This window comes from Enterobacter sp. 5-4 (assembly GCF_000612205.1).
Classification (GTDB): Bacteria; Pseudomonadota; Gammaproteobacteria; order Enterobacterales; family Enterobacteriaceae; genus Enterobacter; species Enterobacter roggenkampii.
The window spans coordinates 82591-102676 of sequence record NZ_JFHW01000022.1; the positions used below are offsets into that span (position 1 = coordinate 82591).

Consider the following 20086-nt stretch of genomic DNA (forward strand, 5'->3'; position numbering starts at 1 on the left):
TTATTGTCAATGTGTGGTACAGTGTGGCCTCCACAGGGTTGTCATCCCGTACCGCTTTGCAGTAAAGTAATCGCAACATCTTCTGCAATTATTTCTTTACACTCTTCAGCCTTCCGGCATCAAGGGGAACACCTGGCTATGACCCAACCCATCTTTTTAGTTGGCCCCCGCGGCTGTGGGAAAACCACCGTTGGCCTGGAGCTGGCACGCGTGTGTCATCGCCAGTTTGTGGATACCGACCACTGGCTGCAAACCGAGGCCGGAAAAACCATCGCCGACATTGTTGAGCAGGAAGGCTGGGAGAGCTTTCGCGCACGCGAAACGGCCGCGCTGAAAGCGGTCACGACCCCGTCCGCGGTGATCGCCACCGGCGGTGGCATTGTTCTGGCGGAGTGTAATCGTCACTTTATGCGCGAAAAGGGGATTGTGATTTACCTCAGCGCGCCGGTGTCGGCCCTGGTTGGGCGTCTGGAAGCCTTTCCGGAAGAGGGGCAACGCCCTGCGCTGACCTCCAGGCCGCTGAACGAAGAGGTGAGTGAAGTGCTGGCAGAACGCGATGCGTTATACCGCGAAGCGGCTCACCACGTGGTGGATGCGTCCGCTTCTCCCGAAGACGTTGTGATTCAGATTATTACCGCCCTGCGTTTGGCGTGTGCCAGCTAAGCGGCGTCTATACTTATAGCTCAGACATAAAAAAAGGATGAGCTATGCCAACAAGACCTCCCTATCCGCGTGAAGCGCGCATTGTGACCGTTGAAAAAGGCCAGACAGGTCACACTGTGACCTGGTATCAACTACGTGCCGATCACCCCAAACCCGACTCGCTGATCAGTGAACACGAGACGGAACAGGAAGCGCTGGATGCGAAGCGGCGCTATGAAGATCCCGACATAACCTGAGCGGTTTCCTAAACGCTCCAGGATCGTGCCTGAATCACACTTTTTACTCATCGTAAAAGTTAAGCAGGAGTTAATATTTAGTTAATACAAGTAACTCTGGTATCGGCAGGCGATCTTTACATTTCGGTGTCGGGATCACCTGCTACGCTTGGTGCTGTTTTGTTGAAAAAACGAACTGTGCAGCGTAGTGAGCCTGTACCTGTGTGCACGATGTTGGAGTAATGGAAGGCGATAAAGATGAAGGCAACGTTGGCGATCCTCACCATTGGTGTGGTCCCTGTAAGCGAAGTGTTACCGCTCTTAACCGAGCATGTATCTGAACAACAGATTACGCATCTCAGCCTGCTGGGCAAGATGAGTCGGGAAGAGGTCATGGAAGACTACGCTGTCGAGGCGGGGGAGGATCCCCTGGCGACGTTATTAAGCGACGGTAAACTGGCGCATGTTTCCCGCCAGAAGATCGAGCGCTCACTGCAGGGCGTAATAGAAGTGCTCGATAATCAGGGCTATGACGTTATTTTGCTGATGAGCACCGCCCCCATAAAGGGACTTACGGCGCGCAATGCGATTTTGCTGGAACCGATGCGCATCATTCCGCCGCTGGTGGCCTCCATCGTGGATGGTCATCAGGTGGGGGTGATTGTCCCCATCGAGGAGCTCATGGATAACCAGGAGGCAAAATGGCACGTGCTGGAAAAAGTGCCCTTGTACGCGCTGGCCAATCCGTTCTGGGACAGCGAGGCCAAACTCATTGCGGCCGGGAAGGAACTGCTGGAAAGAGGGGCCGATGTCCTTATTCTGGACTGCCTGGGGTTCCACCAGCATCATCGTGATTTACTGCAAAAAGCGCTGGATGTGCCGGTGCTGTTATCCAACGTTCTGATGGCTCGCCTGGCCTCGGAACTGCTCATGTAATGATTTTGCGTGACAGGTGATGAGCATGGCCCCTATAGTGAATTTTTATCTAAAAATATAAGGGCCAGTTCATGCTTCAGAGTAACGAATACTTTTCCGGTAAAGTGAAATCCATTGGTTTTACCAGCAGCAGCACTGGCCGCGCCAGCGTTGGCGTCATGGCGGAAGGGGAATACACCTTCGGCACGGCGGAAGCGGAAGAGATGACGGTCGTCAGCGGGGCGCTGAACGTCTTACTACCGGGTGAAACGGAATGGAAAGTTTACGCAGCCGGACAGGTTTTCAACGTCCCTGGCCACAGTGAGTTCCATCTGCAGGTGGCTGAACCTACCTCTTATCTGTGCCGCTACCTGAAATAAAAAATTAGCCGGGTGGCGCTAACGCTTACCCGGCCTACGGTTTGCCCGTTATCTCTGCGCTTCGCCGCCGAGACCTTCCACCAGATTCTGAATCAACGCGGCCAGCTCGCCGGTCATCAGGATGAAGTCCGCGTCAAAACGCTGGGCGTAATCTTCCCTGTCGATATCTTCGTTCTGATCGCGCAGCTCGTCGCAGAACTTCAGACGCTTCACGGAGCCGTCGTCGCACATCACGAACTGAATACGCTGCTGCCAGTCGAGCGCCAGTTTAGTGACCACTTTACCCGCTTCGATGTGGACGGCGATTTCGTCGCTCACCAGATCCTGCTTCTTCGCGCGGATCACGCCGCCATCTTCCAGCAGGGCTTTCAGCTCGGCTTCATCAAGGATCTGGAAACCCTGAGCCGCAGCACCGCTGCGTACCCATTCGGTCAGCGTTAACTCAATTGGCGTTTCCAGCGCCAGCGGAACGACCGGTAACGAGCCGATGCTCTTACGCAGCAGGGCCAGCGTATCTTCTGCTTTCTTGGCGCTGGCGCAGTCCACCATGATCAGCCCGTTAACGGTGTCGATCCACATCATGGTCTGGCTGAAGCGGCTGAAGGCGCGCGGCAGCAGGGAGTGCAGTACTTCATCTTTCAGCGAATCTTTTTCGGTCTTTTTCAGCTTGCGGCCCTGCTCGGCTTCCAGCTTGAGAATTTTCGCTTCGAGTGCCTGCTTAACCACCGGCGTCGGCAGTATTTTCTCTTCTTTACGGGCGCAGACGATGATTTGACCCGTGCTGCTGGCGTGGGTCAGTGCATCGCTTTGTGAACCCATTGGCGGAACCCAACCGGTTTTCGCCATATCCTGGCTACCGCAAGGGGAAAAGGTATAAGCGGCTAACTGTTTTTCCATCTCTTCTGCACGCAGCGAAACGTCGCGGCTGAGACGGTAAACCATCAAATTTTTGAACCACAGCATGATAATTTCCACGGCCTTGTCGTTAAATCAGCGGGCATGATAACGAATTGTCGCATCGCTTGCATTGCTAATCGGGAAGCGTGCTTCTACTCTGTTGATAATCAAAATAATGAGGAGAGTCTTGTGCGTATTGGGATCGATTTGGGCGGCACCAAAACAGAAGTCATCGCACTGAGCGAGCAGGGGGAGCAGCTGTTCCGCCATCGTCTGCCAACGCCGCGCGATGATTATCACCAGACTATCGAGACGATTGCCAGGCTGGTCGAGATGGCCGAGCAGGCGACAGGGCAAACCGGCAGCGTCGGGATGGGGATACCGGGGTCGATCTCGCCATATACCGGCGTGGTTAAAAATGCCAACTCCACCTGGCTCAACGGTCAGCCGTTTGATAAAGATTTAAGCGCGCGCCTGAAGCGGGAAGTGCTTCTGGCCAACGACGCCAACTGCCTGGCGGTCTCTGAGGCCATCGACGGCGCGGCGGCCGGTGCCCAGACCGTGTTTGCCGTGATCATCGGCACCGGCTGCGGTGCGGGCGTAGCGTTCGGCGGGCGCGCCCATATCGGCGGTAACGGCACCGCGGGCGAGTGGGGGCACAACCCGCTGCCGTGGATGGATGAAGACGAACTCAAATACCGCACCGAAGTGCCGTGCTACTGCGGAAAACAGGGCTGTATTGAGACCTTTATCTCCGGTACCGGTTTTGCGACCGATTACCACCGCCTGAGCGGCCAGCCGCTCAAGGGAAATGAGATCATGCGTCTGGTCGAAGCGCAGGATCCGGTGGCGGAGCTGGCCCTGAGCCGCTATGAAATGCGGCTGGCGAAATCCCTGGCGCACGTGGTGAATATTCTCGATCCGGACGTAATTGTGCTGGGCGGCGGCATGAGCAACGTCGACCGGCTGTACGCCACGGTGCCGAACCTGGTGAAGCAGTGGGTCTTCGGCGGCGAGTGTGAAACGCCGATCCGCAAAGCCGTCCACGGGGACTCCAGCGGCGTGCGCGGCGCGGCGTGGCTGTGGCCAGAATAAACGGCTCTGTAAGCCCGGTAAGCGAAGCGCCAGCGGGCGAATTCAGGCAGCCACAATAAAAAAGCCGGGTGGCGGCTACGCCTTACCCGGCCTACATGTGGAGTGGACCTTTACTGCACGGCAAATTCTTTATCCAGCTTGCTGTACCCCAGCCCGTTAATCTTCTTCACTTTGATCTGCACCGGAATACGCTCTTTCATCGCCTCGACGTGGCTGATCACGCCAATGGTTTTCCCGGTGGCGTTCAGCGCGTCGAGCGCATCCAGCGCGGTATCCAGCGTCTCACTGTCGAGCGTGCCGAACCCTTCATCCAGGAACAGGGAATCGATTCGCGTTTTATGACTCACCAGATCGGAAAGCGCCAGCGCCAGCGCCAGGCTGACCAGGAAGCTCTCGCCGCCGGAGAGGGTACGGGTATCGCGGACCGCATCCGCCTGCCACGTATCCACCACTTCCAGCTCCAGCGCGTCACTGGCCTTACGCTGCAATAAATAACGCCCGTGCAGGCGGTTAAGCTGCTGGTTAGCCAGCCAGACGAGATTGTCCAGCGTCAGCCCCTGGGCGAACTTACGGAACTTGTCGCCGGTGCTGGAGCCGATCAGCGCGTTCAGATAACCCCAGTCATCCGCCTGGCGCGCGGCCTCTTCAATTTGCTGCATCAACGCCAGCTGGTGCTGCCGGTTATCGCTGTCCTGCTTAAGCTGCTGGCGGATCTCGCCCTGATGCGTGGTGTTCTCGCGCAGCTGTTGCGCCAGCTGCTGCAGCTGGCTTTGCAGCGTGGCGGCATCGGCGTCGAGCCCTTCCGGGCGCAGCGCCAGATGAGACTGCAGCTGCTGGTTAGCTTGCCCGCACAGCGCCGCGGCCTGCTGGATCTGGTTTTCCAGCGACTGTTTCAGCTGTTCAAGGTGGCGAATAGCATCGTCATCCAGCAGGGCGGCAAGAAACGCGTCCTGGTCGGCAAAGCAGCTCGCCGAGCGCGCCGCGGTGAACTGCGTCTGCGACTGCTGCAGGCGCTCTCGCTCCAGCCCTTCCTGCTGCTGTTGCGCGGTCAGCTGGCTTTGCAGCGACACGCACTCGTCGTGGATGGCGCGCCAGTTATCAGGAATAACCGGTTCGGCGTCTTCGCTGTTCGCTGCCGGAAGCGCGTCGAGCAGCGGCTTCAGGGCGTTTATGCGTTCCTGAAGCACGCCGTGCTGCGTTTGCTTCTCCTGCCACTGCGCGAATTCCGCTTCGCGGGCCTGAAGCCAGGCGGCTTCCTGACCCTCTTCAGGTGCGTTAAGCGAGAGCGCGAGCAGGGCATGTTCCAGCGCCTGCCGCGTGGCCGCCAGCTGCTGCTGATACTGCCGCTCCTGCGCGTCCTGTTCGCTCAGCTGGTTCTGCAGGGTGAGACGCTGACTGAGCTGATAAAGCTGGCGCTCGTAATGTTCCTGTTCGTTCAGCCATGGCGCGATATCGTCCTGAATATTCAAGGTAATGTTCAGGGACGTGCAGGCCGCCACCCACTCTTTAGTGAGCGCTTGCTCTTCCTGAGAAAGCGTCTGCGCGTCGTCTGTCTCGCGCTGGATCTGCTGAGTCAGGGCATTGACCTGTCCCAGCACCAGCAGGCCTTCCTCTTTAAGGGCGGCGACCTCTTTTTCCAGGGCATCACGGCGGCGCTGGTTATCCGTCAGCTCAAGTGACTGATATTGCTCAACGGCGGGATGTTCACAGGAACCGCACAGCGGGCAGGGTTTGCCCGCCTCAAGCCGGGAGCGGTAATGCTCCAGCTTCTTAATTGTTGCTTCGGTTTCGCACAGAGCTTTCAGGTCGAGATAGTGCTGGTTTTTCTCTTTGTACTGCTGGCGGCGCAGCGTCAGCGTTTCATTGAGTTTATTTTGTTCGGCCTGCGCCTTCTGCACGCTTTCACTGCTCTGGCGCAGGCGCTTTTGCAGCGGCTGATAGCGGGCATGCAGCGACGTCAGCTGCTGGCGCAGCGTGCGGGACCTGGACTGCTGCTCCATGGCCGCACTGACCTCATCCGCCGTCAGCGTCAGCGCGTTTTCCGGCATCGCAGCCAGCCTGTTGCGTAATTCACCTATCCGCGCAGCAAGCGAGGCTAACTGCGTTTTATCGCGGTTAAGCTGAGAGAACTGGGCGCGCCAGCCTGCAATCTCCTGGCCTAACAGACGATAGCGCTCGTGCTCCGTCAGCCACTGCGCCAGCGCCGTCAGTTCGGCCTGTAGCTGCTCGTGGTTACGCAGAGCGGTATTGCGAATACGTGAACGCAGCGCGGTTCTGGCTTGTAAGCGAGTATTTACTTCGATAATTCGCTGCTGCGTTTGCGCCAGACGCGCGGTTTGCTCCTGCTGATGCTCCCAGAGCGGGCGAAGCTGGGCGGCGGGTAGAGCGAGCTGGAGCTTTGCCAGCTCAGGCGCAGCGTCCGTCAGCGCCTGTTGCGCCTGCTGCTGCATTGCGGCGACGCGCTGTTGCTCGCGCACGAGCTCATCATGGCGCGTAAGCCACTGAAAATGTTTCTGTTGGTTTTGCTGCTGTTCCAGCAGGGTTTTCTCTGCGTCAGTAAGTGCCTGCAAACTTTGCTGTAACTGCTGCTGTTGTTCTTCGCTCAACAGCACGACGCCCGCCGCCTGCGCCTCGCACTTTTCAAGCACGCTGCGGGCCGCTTTGTGTTTCTCAAACACCATGGCGGAAATCTGACCGTAGATTTCGGTGCCGGTCAGCTCTTCCAGCAGCTCGGCGCGATCGCTCGGCTTGGCATTAAGGAAGGCGGCAAACTGCCCCTGAGAGAGCAGCATCGAGCGGGTAAAGCGCCCGAAGTCCAGCCCGGTGAGCGCGGCGGTTTGCTCCAGCTTATCCGTCACTTTGTCGGCCAGGATTTTGCCATCTTCGCAGCGCGCCAGCTCCACGCGCGGCGCCTGCAGGTTGCCGTCCGGCTGGTTGCGCGCCCGGTTCTGGCTCCAGAAGGCGCGATAGGCGGTGCCTTTTACCTCGAACTCCACTTCCGCCAGACACTCGGCGGTGTCGCGGGTCATCAGGTCATTTTGCGCCTGGGAGACTTTATTCAGGCGCGGCGTTTCGTGATAAAGCGCCAGACAGATGGCGTCGAGCAGGGTGGTTTTACCTGCCCCGGTTGCGCCGGTGATGGCAAACAGCCCGTTGCTGGCAAACGGCTCAGCGGTAAAGTCAATTTTCCACTCGCCCTTGAGGGAGTTGAGATTTTTCAGGCGCAGGCTCAGAATTTTCATGCGTTTTCTTCCTCATCATTGAGCGCATGCAGGGTATGGCTGAACAGTTCGCTGAGCCTTGCGCGCTTCGCATCGTCAATCTCCTCCTGTGAGAGCCTGCGTTCAAATACCTCTTCGACCCCCAGTTCACTGAGCGTTTCGCGTTGAGCGCTTAGCAGAATTTTCTCGCGCTGCTCGCGGCTGCGGCGCACCAGCAAGACCTCTACCGGCAGGTCTTCGGTCAGCGCCTGGATTTTCCGCTGCATATCGTGCAGGTAGTCGTCGGTGGTGATTTCGATGTCCAGCCAGATGGGGGGAACTTGCTCGACGCCGCGCCACTGCTCCAGCTGGGCGGTGATGGCATCGAGATCGCCTTTCAGCACCGCCAGCGGTTGAGTTACGGGCACCTCCAGCGTGTCGACGGCGCTGAGTTTGCCCTCGCAAAAGCTCACCAGATGCACGGATTTGGCTTTGCCCGTTTCGTCAAAGCTGAGCGAAAGAGGCGAGCCGCAGTATCGGATGTGCTCGCAGCCGCCGACGATCTGCGCCCGGTGGATGTGTCCGAGCGCAATGTAGTCGGCGGGCGGGAAGTGCTGCGCCGGAAAGGCGTCCAGCGTGCCGATATAGATGTCACGCACGGCGTCACTTTTACTGGCCCCGACGGTGGTGAGGTGCCCGGTCGCAATCACCGGAATCGGCTGATCACCGCGCAGGGCACAGGCTTCGGCGTGCTGCTGGCGGTAATAATCGGCGATCGCCTGTAACAAATGCTGCTGCTTTTCCGCGCCCGACAGCCCCGCCTGGCTTTGCACGATGTCGCGCGGACGCAAAAAGGGAATCGGACACAGTACCGCCCCGGGCGACCCGTCGCGCTTTTTCAGGATCTGCGGGGCGTGCCCGGCGCTGGCGACGACGGTGGTATTGAGAAACGCCAGGATGTCGCGGGATTCGTTAAGCGTCGCGACGGAATCATGGTTGCCGGCGACAATCACCAGATGACAGCCGGTTTGCTGCAGATTCACCACGAAGCGGTTGTACAGCTCACGCGCATAGCTCGGCGGCGAGCCGGTATCAAAAATATCTCCCGCCACGATAATCGCGTCCACCTCATGCGTCCGGGCCGTTTCCAGCAGCCAGTTCAGGAACGCTTCATGTTCAGCCGCACGGCTTTTGCTGTAAAAATTTTGACCCAGATGCCAGTCCGAGGTGTGAAGTATGCGCATAGCTGATCCGTGGCAAAAAAGAGAAAGCAGGATTATAAACGTTCAGAGAAGGGAAAATAACCGCTGTAATAAAACAACAGTTTGCCATTTATAGTGGTACTGTTTTTCATAAATCTGTCATAAATCTGACGCATAATGGCGCCGAATTACAAACTTGTAACGTAAATAAGATAAGACAGGGCAAAGTATGGCGAGACGTATTCTGGTCGTAGAAGATGAAGCTCCAATTCGTGAAATGGTGTGCTTCGTGCTCGAGCAAAACGGCTTCCAGCCGGTTGAAGCGGAAGATTATGACAGCGCAGTGAACCAGCTGAATGAACCCTGGCCCGATCTGATTCTGCTGGACTGGATGCTGCCTGGCGGCTCCGGACTGCAGTTTATCAAACACCTGAAGCGTGAAGCGCTGACCCGCGACATCCCGGTTGTGATGCTCACGGCGCGCGGAGAAGAAGAGGATCGTGTGCGCGGTCTGGAGACCGGCGCGGACGATTACATTACCAAACCGTTCTCCCCCAAAGAGCTGGTGGCCCGCATTAAAGCCGTGATGCGCCGTATTTCGCCGATGGCGGTGGAAGAGGTGATTGAGATGCAGGGGCTGAGCCTTGATCCGACTTCTCACCGCGTGATGACGGGTGAAAATCCCCTCGACATGGGGCCTACCGAATTTAAACTTCTGCACTTCTTTATGACCCACCCGGAACGCGTGTACAGCCGCGAGCAGTTGCTGAATAACGTCTGGGGAACTAACGTGTATGTCGAAGACCGGACGGTTGACGTACATATCCGCCGCCTGCGAAAAGCGCTGGAACTGAGCGGCCACGATCGCATGGTGCAGACGGTCCGCGGCACGGGTTATCGTTTTTCTACCCGTTTCTGAACAATGACAGGAGTGTGACGCGTGCTGGAACGTCTGTCATGGAAAAGGCTCGTCTTTGAACTGATCTTATGCTGTATTCCGGCCTTCATTCTGGGGGCCTTTCTTGGACATCTGCCGTGGTTTCTGCTGGCGTCGGTCACCGGGCTGCTGATCTGGCATTTCTGGAACCTGCTGCGCCTCTCCTGGTGGCTGTGGGTTGACCGAAGCATGACGCCGCCGCCCGGAAGCGGCAGCTGGGAGCCGCTGCTGTACGGTCTGCACCAGATGCAGATGCGAAATAAAAAGCGCCGCCGCGAGCTGGGAAGCCTGATTAAGCGTTTTCGCAGCGGTGCGGAGTCGCTACCGGATGCGGTCATTCTGACCACCGAAGAAGGGACGATCTTCTGGTGTAACGGCCTGGCGCAGCAGCTGCTGGGCCTGCGCTGGCCGGACGATAATGGCCAGAATATCCTCAACCTTCTGCGTTATCCCGAGTTTACGCTGTACCTGAAAAAGCGTGATTTTACCCGTCCGCACAATCTCAAGCTCAATAACGGTCGCCATCTGGAGATCCGCGTGATGCCCTACAGCGATAAGCAGTGGCTGATGGTGGCGCGCGATGTCACCCAGATGCACCAGCTGGAAGGGGCGCGCCGCAACTTCTTCGCCAACGTCAGTCACGAATTGCGTACCCCGCTGACCGTGCTGCAGGGCTACCTGGAGATGATGCAGGAGCAAACGCTGGAAGGTGCGCCGCGTGAAAAAGCGCTGCACACCATGCGCGAGCAAACGCACCGGATGGAAGGCCTGGTGAAGCAGCTGCTGACGCTCTCGAAGATTGAAGCGGCACCCACGCTCGCGCTGAATGACACTATTGATGTGCCGATGATGCTGCGGGTCGTGGAGCGTGAAGCGCAGACGTTAAGCCACAAAAAGCATCACCTGACCTTTGAGGTCGACAACACGCTAAAGGTGCTGGGCAGTGAAGATGAGCTGCGCAGCGCTATCTCCAACCTGGTGTATAACGCGGTAAACCATACGCCGGAAGGGACGGAGATCGTGGTGCGCTGGCAGCATACCCCAACGGGGGCCGAGTTTAGCGTGGAGGACAACGGGCCGGGGATCGCGCCGGAGCATATTCCGCGTCTGACCGAGCGCTTCTATCGCGTGGATAAAGCGCGATCGCGGCAGACGGGCGGAAGCGGCCTGGGGCTGGCGATTGTGAAACACGCGGTGAATCACCATGAAAGCCGTCTCGATATTCAGAGTACCCTGGGCAAAGGAACCCGCTTCAGCTTCGTGATCCCGGAACGATTAATTGCCAAAAAGATCGCCTGACGGCAGGTGTGTCATTTTACCTTTCCACGGGTCAGCCATCGCTGGCCCGTTTGCTTTGCAGTCAAGCGAAACGCGTGTGAATTTTATACGGCTGGCTGTTTTTTGTTCGCATGATTAGCCATGGGTTTTTCTTATAATTAGCGTATTGTGCTGGAGTGTATTTTCATGCTGGCATATTGTTCTGGTTTTACGATCCCACCTTGCCTTTAAACGTTATAAGCGTTTAAATTGCCCCCCAGATACTGTCAGACCGACTGTATTTGCGTGGTAAATCGAAAAACTATTCTTCTCCACGCCAGGACGGGAGCATATCCCGCTAAAATTGAGCAAATTTTCGGCTGTATCGTCCCGTCAGGGGCAGCGAAAATCTCAATGTTTTCAACACCACATCCACAGGCAGTAAGGTTTTATGACCCATCACTTAAAATCGCGTGACATCATCGCGCTGGGCTTTATGACATTTGCGCTGTTCGTTGGCGCAGGCAACATCATTTTCCCTCCAATGGTTGGCTTACAGGCGGGTGAACACGTCTGGACCGCCGCGTTTGGTTTCCTGATTACTGCCGTGGGTCTGCCGGTGCTGACCGTCATCGCGCTGGCGAAAGTCGGCGGCGGTGTGGATAGCCTCAGCACCCCGATTGGCAAAGTGGCGGGCGTTCTGCTGGCTACCGTCTGCTATCTGGCCGTGGGTCCGCTGTTTGCCACCCCGCGTACCGCGACCGTTTCCTTCGAAGTGGGTATTGCTCCGCTGACCGGTGACGGCGCGATGCCGCTGTTCATCTACAGCCTGATCTACTTCGCTATCGTGATTCTGGTTTCCCTCTATCCGGGCAAACTGCTGGATACCGTGGGTAACTTCCTGGCTCCGCTGAAAATTGTGGCGCTGATTGTTCTGGCGGTGGCGGCTATCGTCTGGCCTGCAGGCCCGATTAGCGACGCGATGGACGCCTATAAAAACGCCGCGTTCTCTAACGGCTTTGTGAACGGCTACCTGACGATGGATACGCTGGGCGCGATGGTGTTTGGTATCGTTATCGTTAACGCCGCGCGTTCCCGCGGGGTGACCGAAGCGCGTCTGCTGACCCGCTACACCATCTGGGCTGGCCTGATGGCCGGTGTAGGCCTGACGCTGCTGTATCTGGCGCTGTTCCGCCTGGGCTCCGATAGCGCGATGCTGGTCGATCAGAACGCCAACGGTGCGGCTATCCTGCACGCCTACGTCCAGCACACCTTCGGTGGTGCGGGCAGTATGCTGCTGGCGGCGCTCATCTTCCTGGCCTGCCTGGTTACCGCGGTTGGCCTGACCTGCGCCTGTGCTGAGTTCTTTGCGCAGTACCTGCCGCTCTCTTACCGCACCCTGGTGTTTATCCTTGGTATCTTCTCCATGGCGGTATCCAACCTCGGTCTGAGCCACCTGATTCAGGTCTCTATTCCGGTACTGACGGCGATCTATCCGCCGTGCATCGTGCTGGTGGTGCTGAGCTTCACCCGCCCGTGGTGGAACAACTCCTCACGAATTATTGCGCCAGCCATGTTTATCAGCCTGATTTTTGGTATCCTTGACGGGATTAAAGCATCAGCGTTCGCTGAAATTCTGCCAGCCTGGACACAGCGTCTGCCGCTGTCCGAGCAGGGTCTGGCCTGGCTGATGCCTACCGTTGTTGCACTGGTTCTGGCGGTTATCTGGGACCGTGCTGCAGGGCGTCAGGTCGCATCGAACGCCCATTAATCAACGGCAACAAACTGTTTAACCACGGGGCTTAAGGCCCCGTGGTTTTTTGTTTTTTTCGTGTTGAATGGCAAGATTTAAATGGAAAGCACTAACAAACTTAAACGTGGATTGAGCACGCGCCACATCCGCTTTATGGCGCTGGGCTCTGCTATTGGCACCGGTCTTTTTTATGGCTCGGCAGATGCCATCAAAATGGCCGGTCCAAGCGTGCTGCTGGCGTACATCATCGGCGGCGTGGCGGCGTATATCATCATGCGCGCCCTCGGCGAAATGTCGGTTCATAACCCCTCCGCCAGCTCCTTCTCGCGCTACGCGCAGGAAAACCTCGGCCCGCTGGCCGGGTTTATCACCGGCTGGACCTACTGCTTCGAAATCCTGATCGTGGCAATAGCCGACGTGACGGCGTTTGGCATCTATATGGGCGTCTGGTTCCCGGCGGTGCCGCACTGGATTTGGGTGCTGAGCGTGGTGCTGATCATTTGCGCCGTCAACCTGATGAGCGTGAAGGTGTTCGGCGAGCTGGAGTTCTGGTTCTCCTTCTTCAAGGTCGCCACCATTATCATCATGATTGTGGCCGGTTTCGGGATCATCATCTGGGGGATTGGCAACGGCGGGCAGCCGACCGGGATCCATAACCTCTGGAGCAACGGTGGCTTCTTCAGCAACGGCTGGCTCGGCATGGTGATGTCGCTGCAGATGGTGATGTTCGCCTACGGCGGTATCGAGATTATCGGTATTACCGCCGGTGAAGCGAAAGACCCGGAGAAATCCATTCCGCGCGCCATCAACTCGGTGCCGATGCGTATTCTGGTGTTTTATGTGGGTACGCTGTTCGTGATCATGTCCATTTACCCGTGGAATCAGGTGGGTACCAACGGTAGCCCGTTTGTCCTGACCTTCCAGCATATGGGCATTGCCTTTGCGGCTAGCATTCTGAACTTTGTGGTGCTGACCGCGTCGCTTTCGGCGATCAACAGTGACGTCTTTGGCGTGGGGCGTATGCTGCACGGCATGGCGGAGCAGGGCAGCGCGCCGAAGGTGTTCGCCAAAACCTCACGCCGCGGCACGCCGTGGGTGACCGTTGTGGTGATGACCGTGGCGCTGCTGTTCTCGGTTTATCTGAACTACATCATGCCTGAGAACGTTTTCCTGGTGATTGCATCCCTGGCGACCTTCGCGACGGTGTGGGTGTGGATCATGATCCTGCTGTCGCAGATTGCCTTCCGCCGTCGCCTGTCGCCGGATGAGGCGAAAGCGCTGAAGTTCAAAGTACCGGGCGGCGTTGCGACGACCGTCGTCGGGCTGATCTTCCTGGTGTTTATCATTGGCCTGATTGGCTACCATCCGGACACCCGCATTTCGCTCTACGTGGGCTGCGCGTGGATCGTGCTGCTGCTGGTGGGCTGGGTGTTCAAATGCCGCCGCGACCGTCAGCTGGCAGAAGCGCAGTAAGGTAAAAATGCCGGGTGGCGCTGCGCTTACCCGGCCTACACTCCCTTTTACCCCCCAAAAAACTCCTCCCCCGTCCTCCTCCCCCAATAAATCCCATCATGGTGAGCTATCCTTAACCACCCTGTGGCAAGGTGACGTCAATTTCATCAGAGGGGATTCGTGATGTTAAACGCCTGGCACCTTCCGGTTGCCCCATTTGTTAAGCAAAACAAAGACAACCTTGTGATTACGCTCTGGCTGGCGGGGGAAAACCAGCCCGATCGCGTGACGCTCCGCGCCGAAATCGATAACGAAGAGACCGGGTTGAAAATGCACAAGCTGCGCAGCCAGCCGCAGCCGGGTATTACCGCCTGGCGGGCGAATATCGATCTGAACAGCGGACAGCCGCGCCGCCGCTACAGCTTTAAGCTTTTGTGGAACAACCGTCAGCTGTGGTTTACCCCGCAGGGGTTTAGCCGTTTCCCGCCTGCACGGCTGGAGCAGTTTGCGGTCGATTATCCGGATAACGGCCCGCAGTGGGTTAACGATCAGGTCTTTTACCAGATTTTCCCGGACCGTTTTGCGCGCAGCGAAAAGCGCACTGCCGACCAGGATAAGATCTATTACCACCATGCCGCGGGCCACGACATTATCCTGAAAGCGTGGGATGAGCCGTTAACCGCGCAGGCGGGCGGCTCGACCTTCTACGGCGGCGATCTCGACGGTATCAGCGAAAAGCTGCCGTACCTGAAAAAACTGGGCGTGACGGCGCTATACCTCAACCCGGTGTTTAAGGCCCCGAGCGTACACAAATACGATACCGAAGATTATCGCCACGTTGATGAGCAGTTTGGCGGCGACGAGGCGCTGCTGCGCTTGCGTAAGAATACGCAAAAAGAGGGGATGCGCCTGATCCTGGACGGCGTGTTCAACCACAGCGGCGATTCGCATGCGTGGTTTGATCGGCATAACCAGTCGATGGGCGGGGCATGTCATAACCCGGATTCGCCGCAGCGCGACTGGTACAGCTTTAACGAGGAGGGCCGCGCGCTGGACTGGCTGGGCTACCCGAGCCTGCCGAAGCTGGATTTCCGGTCGCCAACGCTCGTTAATGAAATCTACGGCGGCGAAGACAGCATCGTCCGACACTGGCTGAAGGCGCCGTGGAATATGGACGGCTGGCGCCTGGACGTGGTGCATATGCTCGGCGAAGCGGGCGGGGCGCGGAATAACCTTCAGCACGTCGCCGGCATAACGCGCTCGGCAAAAGCCGCACAGCCGGAAGCGTTCGTTTATGGCGAGCACTTTGGTGACGCGCGCCAGTGGCTGCAGAACGATGCGGAAGATGCGGCGATGAACTATCGCGGCTTTACCTTCCCGCTGTGGGGATTCCTCGCCAACACCGATATCTCCTACGATCCAAATCATATCGACGCGGAAACCTGCATAGCGTGGATGGAGAACTACCGCGCCGGGCTGTCGCATCAGCAGCAGCTGCGGATGTTTAACCAGCTCGATAGCCACGATACCGCGCGTTTTAAATCCCTGCTGGGCAAAGATGTCGCGCGTCTGCCGCTGGCGGTGACCTGGCTCTTCACCTGGCCGGGCGTGCCGTGCATCTACTACGGAGACGAGGTGGGGCTGGACGGCAACAACGATCCGTTCTGCCGCAAAACCTTCCCGTGGGCACCAGAGAAACAGGATAAAGTGCTGTTCAGCCTGTACCAGCGACTGGCGAAGCTGCGTAAGCAGAGTCTTGCCCTGCGCTACGGCGGCTGCCAGGTGGTATACGCTCATGATAACGTCGTGGTCTTTGCCCGCGTTTATAACCAGCAGCGCGTGCTGGTGGCGATCAACCGGGGCGAGGCCTGCGAAGTGGTGCTGGATGATTCACCGCTGCTGAATGTCGCTGCGTGGAAGAGTAAAGAGGGCAAGGCGACAATACAGGACGGCGTGCTGGCGCTGCCTGCAATATCCGCGACGATCTGGTTCGGCAGCTAATACGCTATTGTTTCCACCTTTTAAGATGGCGCAAATGCAACGATTTGTGTCAATCTTAACAGATCGTTTACGGTGAAGGTGGAAACATGGACGAGCTTTACATCCTTGGCTGTTTATTCCTGGTTTTTGCGCTGCTGGTTGCGCCCGTGCTTGCGGTTATCGGGTTTAACCGAAGTACGGCAGCGCGGCAGGAGATTGCCCGGCTGCGCCAGCGCATAGAGGCGCTTGAGCAGCGCGGCGTGCCTGAGAACGCGCCGGAACCGGTGCAGACCGCCGCGCCGGAGGCAATTACCGCGCCAGTGGTGGAGGACGCTCTCGCGCCTGTCGACCCCTGGCGACCCGATATTCCCGCAGCGGTGGCAGAACCCGCTTCTTCTCAGGCCCCGACCCCTGCGGCAAAACAGCCTTCAGCCTTTGGCGGCATCCTGACGTCGCTGGCGCGCTGGTTCATGCAGGGCAATCCGCTGGCGAAGCTGGGCATTCTGCTGCTCTTCCTCGGCCTCTCTTTCCTGCTGCGCTATACCGTCGAACATTCCCTGTTCCCGCTTGAGCTGCGCCTCGTGGCAGCGGCGCTGTTTGCCGTTGTTCTGCTGGCGATTGGGTGGCGGCTGCGGCACAGGCAGCGGGTCTATGCGCTGATCCTCCAGGGCGGGGCGACCGGCGTGCTCTACCTGACGGTGTTTGGCGCCTTCCGGCTCTGGCAAATGCTGCCGATGACGCTGGCTTTTGCGCTGCTGGTGGTGATCTGCGCGGCGAGCGTCGGGCTGGCGGTGCTGCAGAAGGCCCTGAGCCTTGCCATGCTGGCGAGCCTCGGCGGGTATCTTGCGCCACTGCTGTTGTCTACCGGGGGCGGCAGCTTTGTCGCGCTGTTCTCTTTCTATCTCCTGCTGTCCATCGGCATTCTTGCTATCAGCATCTGGCAGCACTGGCGCGAGCTGAACCTGCTCGGGCTGCTGTTCACGTTCGGCGTGGGCGGCCTGTGGGGGCTGAGTGATTACCAGCCTGAAGACTATTGGATCTGCCAGCTGTTCCTGATTGCCAATACGCTGATCTTCGGCGTGCTGAGCGTGGCGCTGTCGCTGCGGGCGCAGGAAAAAGGGAAGCAGATCGTTGACGGTGTGCTGCTGTTTGCCCCGCCGCTGATCGGCTTCGGAATGCAGTACGGCATGACTCGATACTGGGAATATGGCCCGGCGCTGAGCGCGCTGGGATACGGCGCATTTTATCTCACCCTCGCGTACCTCGCGCTGCGGCGCTATCCCTCCCTCGGACGGCCGCTGGTCATGGCAGCGCTGGCGATCGGCGGCGGGTTCGCCACGCTCGCCATTCCGCTGGCGCTGTCGGCGCGCTGGACGGCAATGGCCTGGGCGCTGGAGGGGCTGGGTATTCTCTGGCTGGGCGTGCAGCAGCACCAGCGGCGCATGAGCTATAGCGGGACGGCGCTGCTGGTGCTGGCCCTCGGCAGCGCGCTGTGGGCGCAAACGGACGGCGTTACGTCGCTGAGCCTGCTCCTTATCTTCGCCATCCTCAGCCTTTGCTGGCTGGCTGCGGCCTGGCTGTGGCGGACTCTTTTTCTGCCGGTCAGCTGGGCGCTGCTGGCAGGCGGGCTGCTGTTCTGGCTGGTAGCGCAGCTGGGTGCGTCGCAGCTTGTACTCACGAAAGAATTACCGGTTCTGGCGGGCGTGCTGGCGCTGACGGCGGCGTCAGCCTGGGGCTGGCGGCAGGTGGCCGCTCGTCTGGCGTGGCGAGAGCTGGACGCCAGCAAATGGCTGCTGTGGCCGGTAATGCTGCTGATGGTGGGGTATCAGATCTGGCATCAGCAGATCGTTGCCGCCGGCTGGTCAAACCTGGCCTGGTGCATTTCGCTTCCTGCCGCGCTGATGCTGCTGCGGCGCGATGGTGAAAGGGTTCTGCCGCGTATCGCGATGGGGCTGCATCTGTCGCTGTGCTGGATGATTTTACTGGCGCTGGCCGCCGAGCTTTACTGGTTTGCCCGGTCTCTGCCGTGGGGCATGGCGGCCTGGGGCAGCGGATTAGCGATGGCCGCAGGCGGCGGGGTGATTATGGCGCTCTCTGCTGCGGTACGGCGTCGCGCGTGGCCGTTCCGGGAATGGCCTGCGCTCTATGCGTGTCTGGCACCGATCCCTGCCGTCGTGGCGCTGCTGGTATTGCTGGTGGTGACCAATTTCCAGGACGGCGTGGTCTATCGTCAAACCTGGCTCCCGCTGGTAAACCCGCTTGAGGAAGGCGCAGCGTTCGCGTTGCTGGGGCTGGTGGTCTTTTATCGGGCGGTGGACCGCTACTACCCGGCATTGCTTGCGCAAGCGCGCCCGTGGCCAGCCGTCGCGCTCATGGCGTTTGGCTTCTGGTGGCTGAACGGTGCGCTGATGCGCGCCCTGGCCTGGTACGGCGACGTGGCCTGGAATATGGCATCGCTGTGGGATTCGCGGCTTATCCAGACCAGCTTTGCCCTGTTCTGGATGCTGAGTGCGCTGGTGGTCATGATCCATGCCACCCGTCGGGCTTCCCGGCAGGAGTGGCTCTGCGGGGCCGCGCTGCTGGGTGTGGTGATGGTTAAGCTGATGCTGGTGGACAGCGCGGGCGGAGGCGGTCTGTCGCGCGCGGTGGCGTTTATCGGCGTGGCGATACTGGTGCTGATCGTGGGCTATTTCTCGCCGCTACCGCCAAAAACAGGAGATGAAAAATGAAATGGATGAAAGCGGTAGCGTGTACCGCGCTGCTGGCGCTTTCCGGCCCGGCGTTCTGCGACGAAGTACCAACGGAATCGCCACGGGACTACGCCTTTGGTCGTTCACTCGACACGTCCGTTCCTTCCCGGTGGTATCGAGTGATGCTGCCGCTTGCCGTCTATGAGCAGAGCACATCCGCGGATCTGCATGATGTTCGCGTCTTTAACCAGTCGGGTGAGCCGGTTCCCTTTAGCCTGATCGCCGCGACGCGCCCGCAGGCCACAGTGCAGTCCACGGCGCTGCGCCTCTTTCCGCTGGATGCCTCGCCGCTCGCGGCTGCCTCAGACGCCGGTGACAGCGATAAGATCCGGCTCCGTTCCCGAAACGGCGTTGAGATTGTGCTGGAGGGGCAAAAAGCCGCCGCAGCCGGGCAACATTACCTGCTGAGCTTGCCGGAGCAGACGACGGGTGAGCTGGCCATATCCCAGCTGCAGCTGCTCTGGAATACCCCGCAGACGCCGTGGCAGGGAACGGCGTCGGTCTATTACAGCGAGGATCTTAAGCGCTGGTATACCCTTCGCGAAGATATGCCGCTGCTGGACGTCGCCAGCGGCCAGGATCGCCTTAAGCTCGATCGGATCGATACCGACACGGTTTTATCTCCCGAGGCGAATCGCTATTTCATGGTGGTGCTGAATACGCAGAGCCAGGGGGTAACGTTGACCGGCGTAAACGCAATCAGCGCACCTGCGCAGGCGGCCCCGGAAGAGATCAATCTTGAGGGGGAAGGGGAGCAGTTATCGACAACCGAAGCGCAGTGGCGCTGGACGCGTCCGCAGCCGCTGAGCGCTGTTAGCATCTCGCTGAACGGCGATGGCGTCCTTCCCGTGGAGATCGCGTGGCGGCGTACGGAAAAAGACACATGGCATCCCCTGAAAAAAGAGGTGATTTACCGCCTGGAGGGGAAAACATCCGGACCGGTTTCGCTTAACGGGGACCTGGTGCAGGCCGTGAAAATCACGACGCTGAATGCGCGTCTGCCAGAATACCTGCCGAGCGTCACGGGGCATCGCGACCGCTATGACCTGGTGTTCAACGCGCAGGGTAAAGCGCCGTACGTGCTCGCCTGGGGCAACGGCGCCGCAAAGCCTGCACAGGTGGAACCTGACATGCTGATCCCAGCCGATCTGCGCAAGACCTATGATATGGCGAACCTGCCGCAGGCCGATATTCTGGATGATGTCGCGTTGGGCGGTGAGGGGCGGCTAAACGCCACCTCTGCAGGCGAGCGGGCGAGCTGGATGAACGCCCTGCTGGTGTGGGGCGTGCTGATCGCGGGCGTGCTCCTGCTGGCGGGCATGGCCTGGCGCATCTGGCGGGAAACGCAGCGCAAGGCATAAAAAAAGGCCCGCATAAGCGGGCCTTTCTC

The 20086-nt window shown here is 58.9% G+C and carries 15 protein-coding genes; 12 read left to right on the plus strand and 3 right to left on the minus strand.

The window, feature by feature from the left end:
- Positions 1–138 precede the first annotated feature (138 nt).
- The 4 genes from aroL (at position 139) to ppnP (ending at position 2173) form a co-directional block, all read left to right on the plus strand.
- On the plus strand, positions 139–663 hold the full coding sequence (gene aroL, locus AA74_RS0113925) for a shikimate kinase AroL (RefSeq protein ID WP_008503273.1): 525 nt from the start codon (positions 139–141) through the stop codon (positions 661–663).
- Positions 664–707: 44 nt separating this feature from the next.
- Positions 708–899 carry a protein YaiA gene (yaiA, locus tag AA74_RS0113930; RefSeq protein WP_008503272.1) on the plus strand — a complete coding sequence of 64 codons (192 nt, stop codon included), beginning with the start codon at positions 708–710 and terminating at the stop codon, positions 897–899.
- Positions 900–1136: 237 nt separating this feature from the next.
- Positions 1137–1814 (plus strand): AroM family protein, encoded by a 678-nt coding sequence (locus AA74_RS0113935; RefSeq protein ID WP_008503271.1) that lies wholly within the window; start codon positions 1137–1139, stop codon positions 1812–1814.
- A gap of 71 nt (positions 1815–1885) precedes the next feature.
- A complete protein-coding gene (ppnP, locus tag AA74_RS0113940) occupies positions 1886–2173 on the plus strand; it encodes a pyrimidine/purine nucleoside phosphorylase (RefSeq protein WP_008503270.1) in 288 nt (95 codons plus the stop codon).
- Positions 2174–2221: 48 nt separating this feature from the next.
- Here the strand turns inward: ppnP and rdgC are convergent, their stop codons facing one another.
- On the minus strand, positions 2222–3136 hold the full coding sequence (gene rdgC, locus AA74_RS0113945; protein ID WP_008503269.1) for a recombination-associated protein RdgC: 915 nt from the start codon (positions 3134–3136) through the stop codon (positions 2222–2224).
- 123 nt (positions 3137–3259) lie between these two features.
- Here rdgC and mak point away from each other — a divergent pair, with 123 nt between their 5' ends.
- The gene (gene mak, locus AA74_RS0113950) at positions 3260–4165 is read left to right on the plus strand and encodes a fructokinase (protein ID WP_032667551.1); all 906 of its coding nucleotides are present in this window, start codon (positions 3260–3262) and stop codon (positions 4163–4165) included.
- A 110-nt stretch (positions 4166–4275) separates the two neighbouring features.
- On the opposite strand, the gene sbcC is transcribed toward mak, so the two are convergent.
- Both sbcC and sbcD read right to left on the minus strand, forming a co-directional pair.
- Complete coding sequence (gene sbcC, locus AA74_RS0113955) at positions 4276–7407, minus strand: exonuclease subunit SbcC (RefSeq protein ID WP_025912615.1); 3132 nt, start codon at positions 7405–7407, stop codon at positions 4276–4278.
- The gene (sbcD, locus tag AA74_RS0113960) at positions 7404–8609 is read right to left on the minus strand and encodes an exonuclease subunit SbcD (protein ID WP_025912616.1); all 1206 of its coding nucleotides are present in this window, start codon (positions 8607–8609) and stop codon (positions 7404–7406) included. Before sbcD ends, sbcC begins: the two co-directional genes overlap by 4 nt.
- Positions 8610–8796: 187 nt before the next feature.
- Here sbcD and phoB point away from each other — a divergent pair, with 187 nt between their 5' ends.
- From phoB to AA74_RS0113995, 7 genes are all read left to right on the plus strand, one after another.
- Positions 8797–9486: a phosphate response regulator transcription factor PhoB gene (gene phoB, locus AA74_RS0113965; RefSeq protein WP_008503265.1), complete on the plus strand. Its 690-nt coding sequence runs from the start codon at positions 8797–8799 to the stop codon at positions 9484–9486.
- A 21-nt stretch (positions 9487–9507) separates the two neighbouring features.
- Complete coding sequence (gene phoR, locus AA74_RS0113970; protein WP_008503264.1) at positions 9508–10803, plus strand: phosphate regulon sensor histidine kinase PhoR; 1296 nt, start codon at positions 9508–9510, stop codon at positions 10801–10803.
- 409 nt (positions 10804–11212) lie between these two features.
- Positions 11213–12532 carry a branched-chain amino acid transporter carrier protein BrnQ gene (gene brnQ, locus AA74_RS0113975; RefSeq protein WP_008503262.1) on the plus strand — a complete coding sequence of 440 codons (1320 nt, stop codon included), beginning with the start codon at positions 11213–11215 and terminating at the stop codon, positions 12530–12532.
- Between the two features lie 81 nt (positions 12533–12613).
- Positions 12614–13987, plus strand: coding sequence for a proline-specific permease ProY (gene proY / locus AA74_RS0113980; protein WP_008503261.1), 1374 nt, complete (start codon positions 12614–12616; stop codon positions 13985–13987).
- A gap of 162 nt (positions 13988–14149) precedes the next feature.
- A complete protein-coding gene (malZ, locus tag AA74_RS0113985) occupies positions 14150–15967 on the plus strand; it encodes a maltodextrin glucosidase (RefSeq protein WP_032667552.1) in 1818 nt (605 codons plus the stop codon).
- A gap of 86 nt (positions 15968–16053) precedes the next feature.
- Positions 16054–18675 (plus strand): DUF2339 domain-containing protein, encoded by a 2622-nt coding sequence (locus AA74_RS0113990; protein ID WP_025912618.1) that lies wholly within the window; start codon positions 16054–16056, stop codon positions 18673–18675.
- Positions 18672–20057 (plus strand): DUF3999 domain-containing protein, encoded by a 1386-nt coding sequence (locus AA74_RS0113995; RefSeq protein ID WP_025912619.1) that lies wholly within the window; start codon positions 18672–18674, stop codon positions 20055–20057. The genes AA74_RS0113990 and AA74_RS0113995 overlap by 4 nt, the downstream gene beginning before the upstream one ends.
- Positions 20058–20086 lie beyond the last annotated feature (29 nt).

Excerpts from the sequence above, each read along its gene's own strand:
- aroL (WP_008503273.1), top strand. The coding sequence starts at position 139 with ATGACCCAACCCATCTTTTTAGTTGGCCCCCGCGGCTGTGGGAAAACC.
- sbcC (WP_025912615.1), bottom strand. The coding sequence starts at position 7,407 with ATGAAAATTCTGAGCCTGCGCCTGAAAAATCTCAACTCCCTCAAGGGC.
- yaiA (WP_008503272.1), top strand. The coding sequence starts at position 708 with ATGCCAACAAGACCTCCCTATCCGCGTGAAGCGCGCATTGTGACCGTT.
- proY (WP_008503261.1), top strand. The coding sequence starts at position 12,614 with ATGGAAAGCACTAACAAACTTAAACGTGGATTGAGCACGCGCCACATC.
- phoB (WP_008503265.1), top strand. The coding sequence starts at position 8,797 with ATGGCGAGACGTATTCTGGTCGTAGAAGATGAAGCTCCAATTCGTGAA.
- AA74_RS0113935 (WP_008503271.1), top strand. The coding sequence starts at position 1,137 with ATGAAGGCAACGTTGGCGATCCTCACCATTGGTGTGGTCCCTGTAAGC.
- AA74_RS0113995 (WP_025912619.1), top strand. The coding sequence starts at position 18,672 with ATGAAATGGATGAAAGCGGTAGCGTGTACCGCGCTGCTGGCGCTTTCC.
- ppnP (WP_008503270.1), top strand. The coding sequence starts at position 1,886 with ATGCTTCAGAGTAACGAATACTTTTCCGGTAAAGTGAAATCCATTGGT.
- AA74_RS0113990 (WP_025912618.1), top strand. The coding sequence starts at position 16,054 with ATGGACGAGCTTTACATCCTTGGCTGTTTATTCCTGGTTTTTGCGCTG.
- sbcD (WP_025912616.1), bottom strand. The coding sequence starts at position 8,609 with ATGCGCATACTTCACACCTCGGACTGGCATCTGGGTCAAAATTTTTAC.
- rdgC (WP_008503269.1), bottom strand. The coding sequence starts at position 3,136 with ATGCTGTGGTTCAAAAATTTGATGGTTTACCGTCTCAGCCGCGACGTT.
- brnQ (WP_008503262.1), top strand. The coding sequence starts at position 11,213 with ATGACCCATCACTTAAAATCGCGTGACATCATCGCGCTGGGCTTTATG.
- malZ (WP_032667552.1), top strand. The coding sequence starts at position 14,150 with ATGTTAAACGCCTGGCACCTTCCGGTTGCCCCATTTGTTAAGCAAAAC.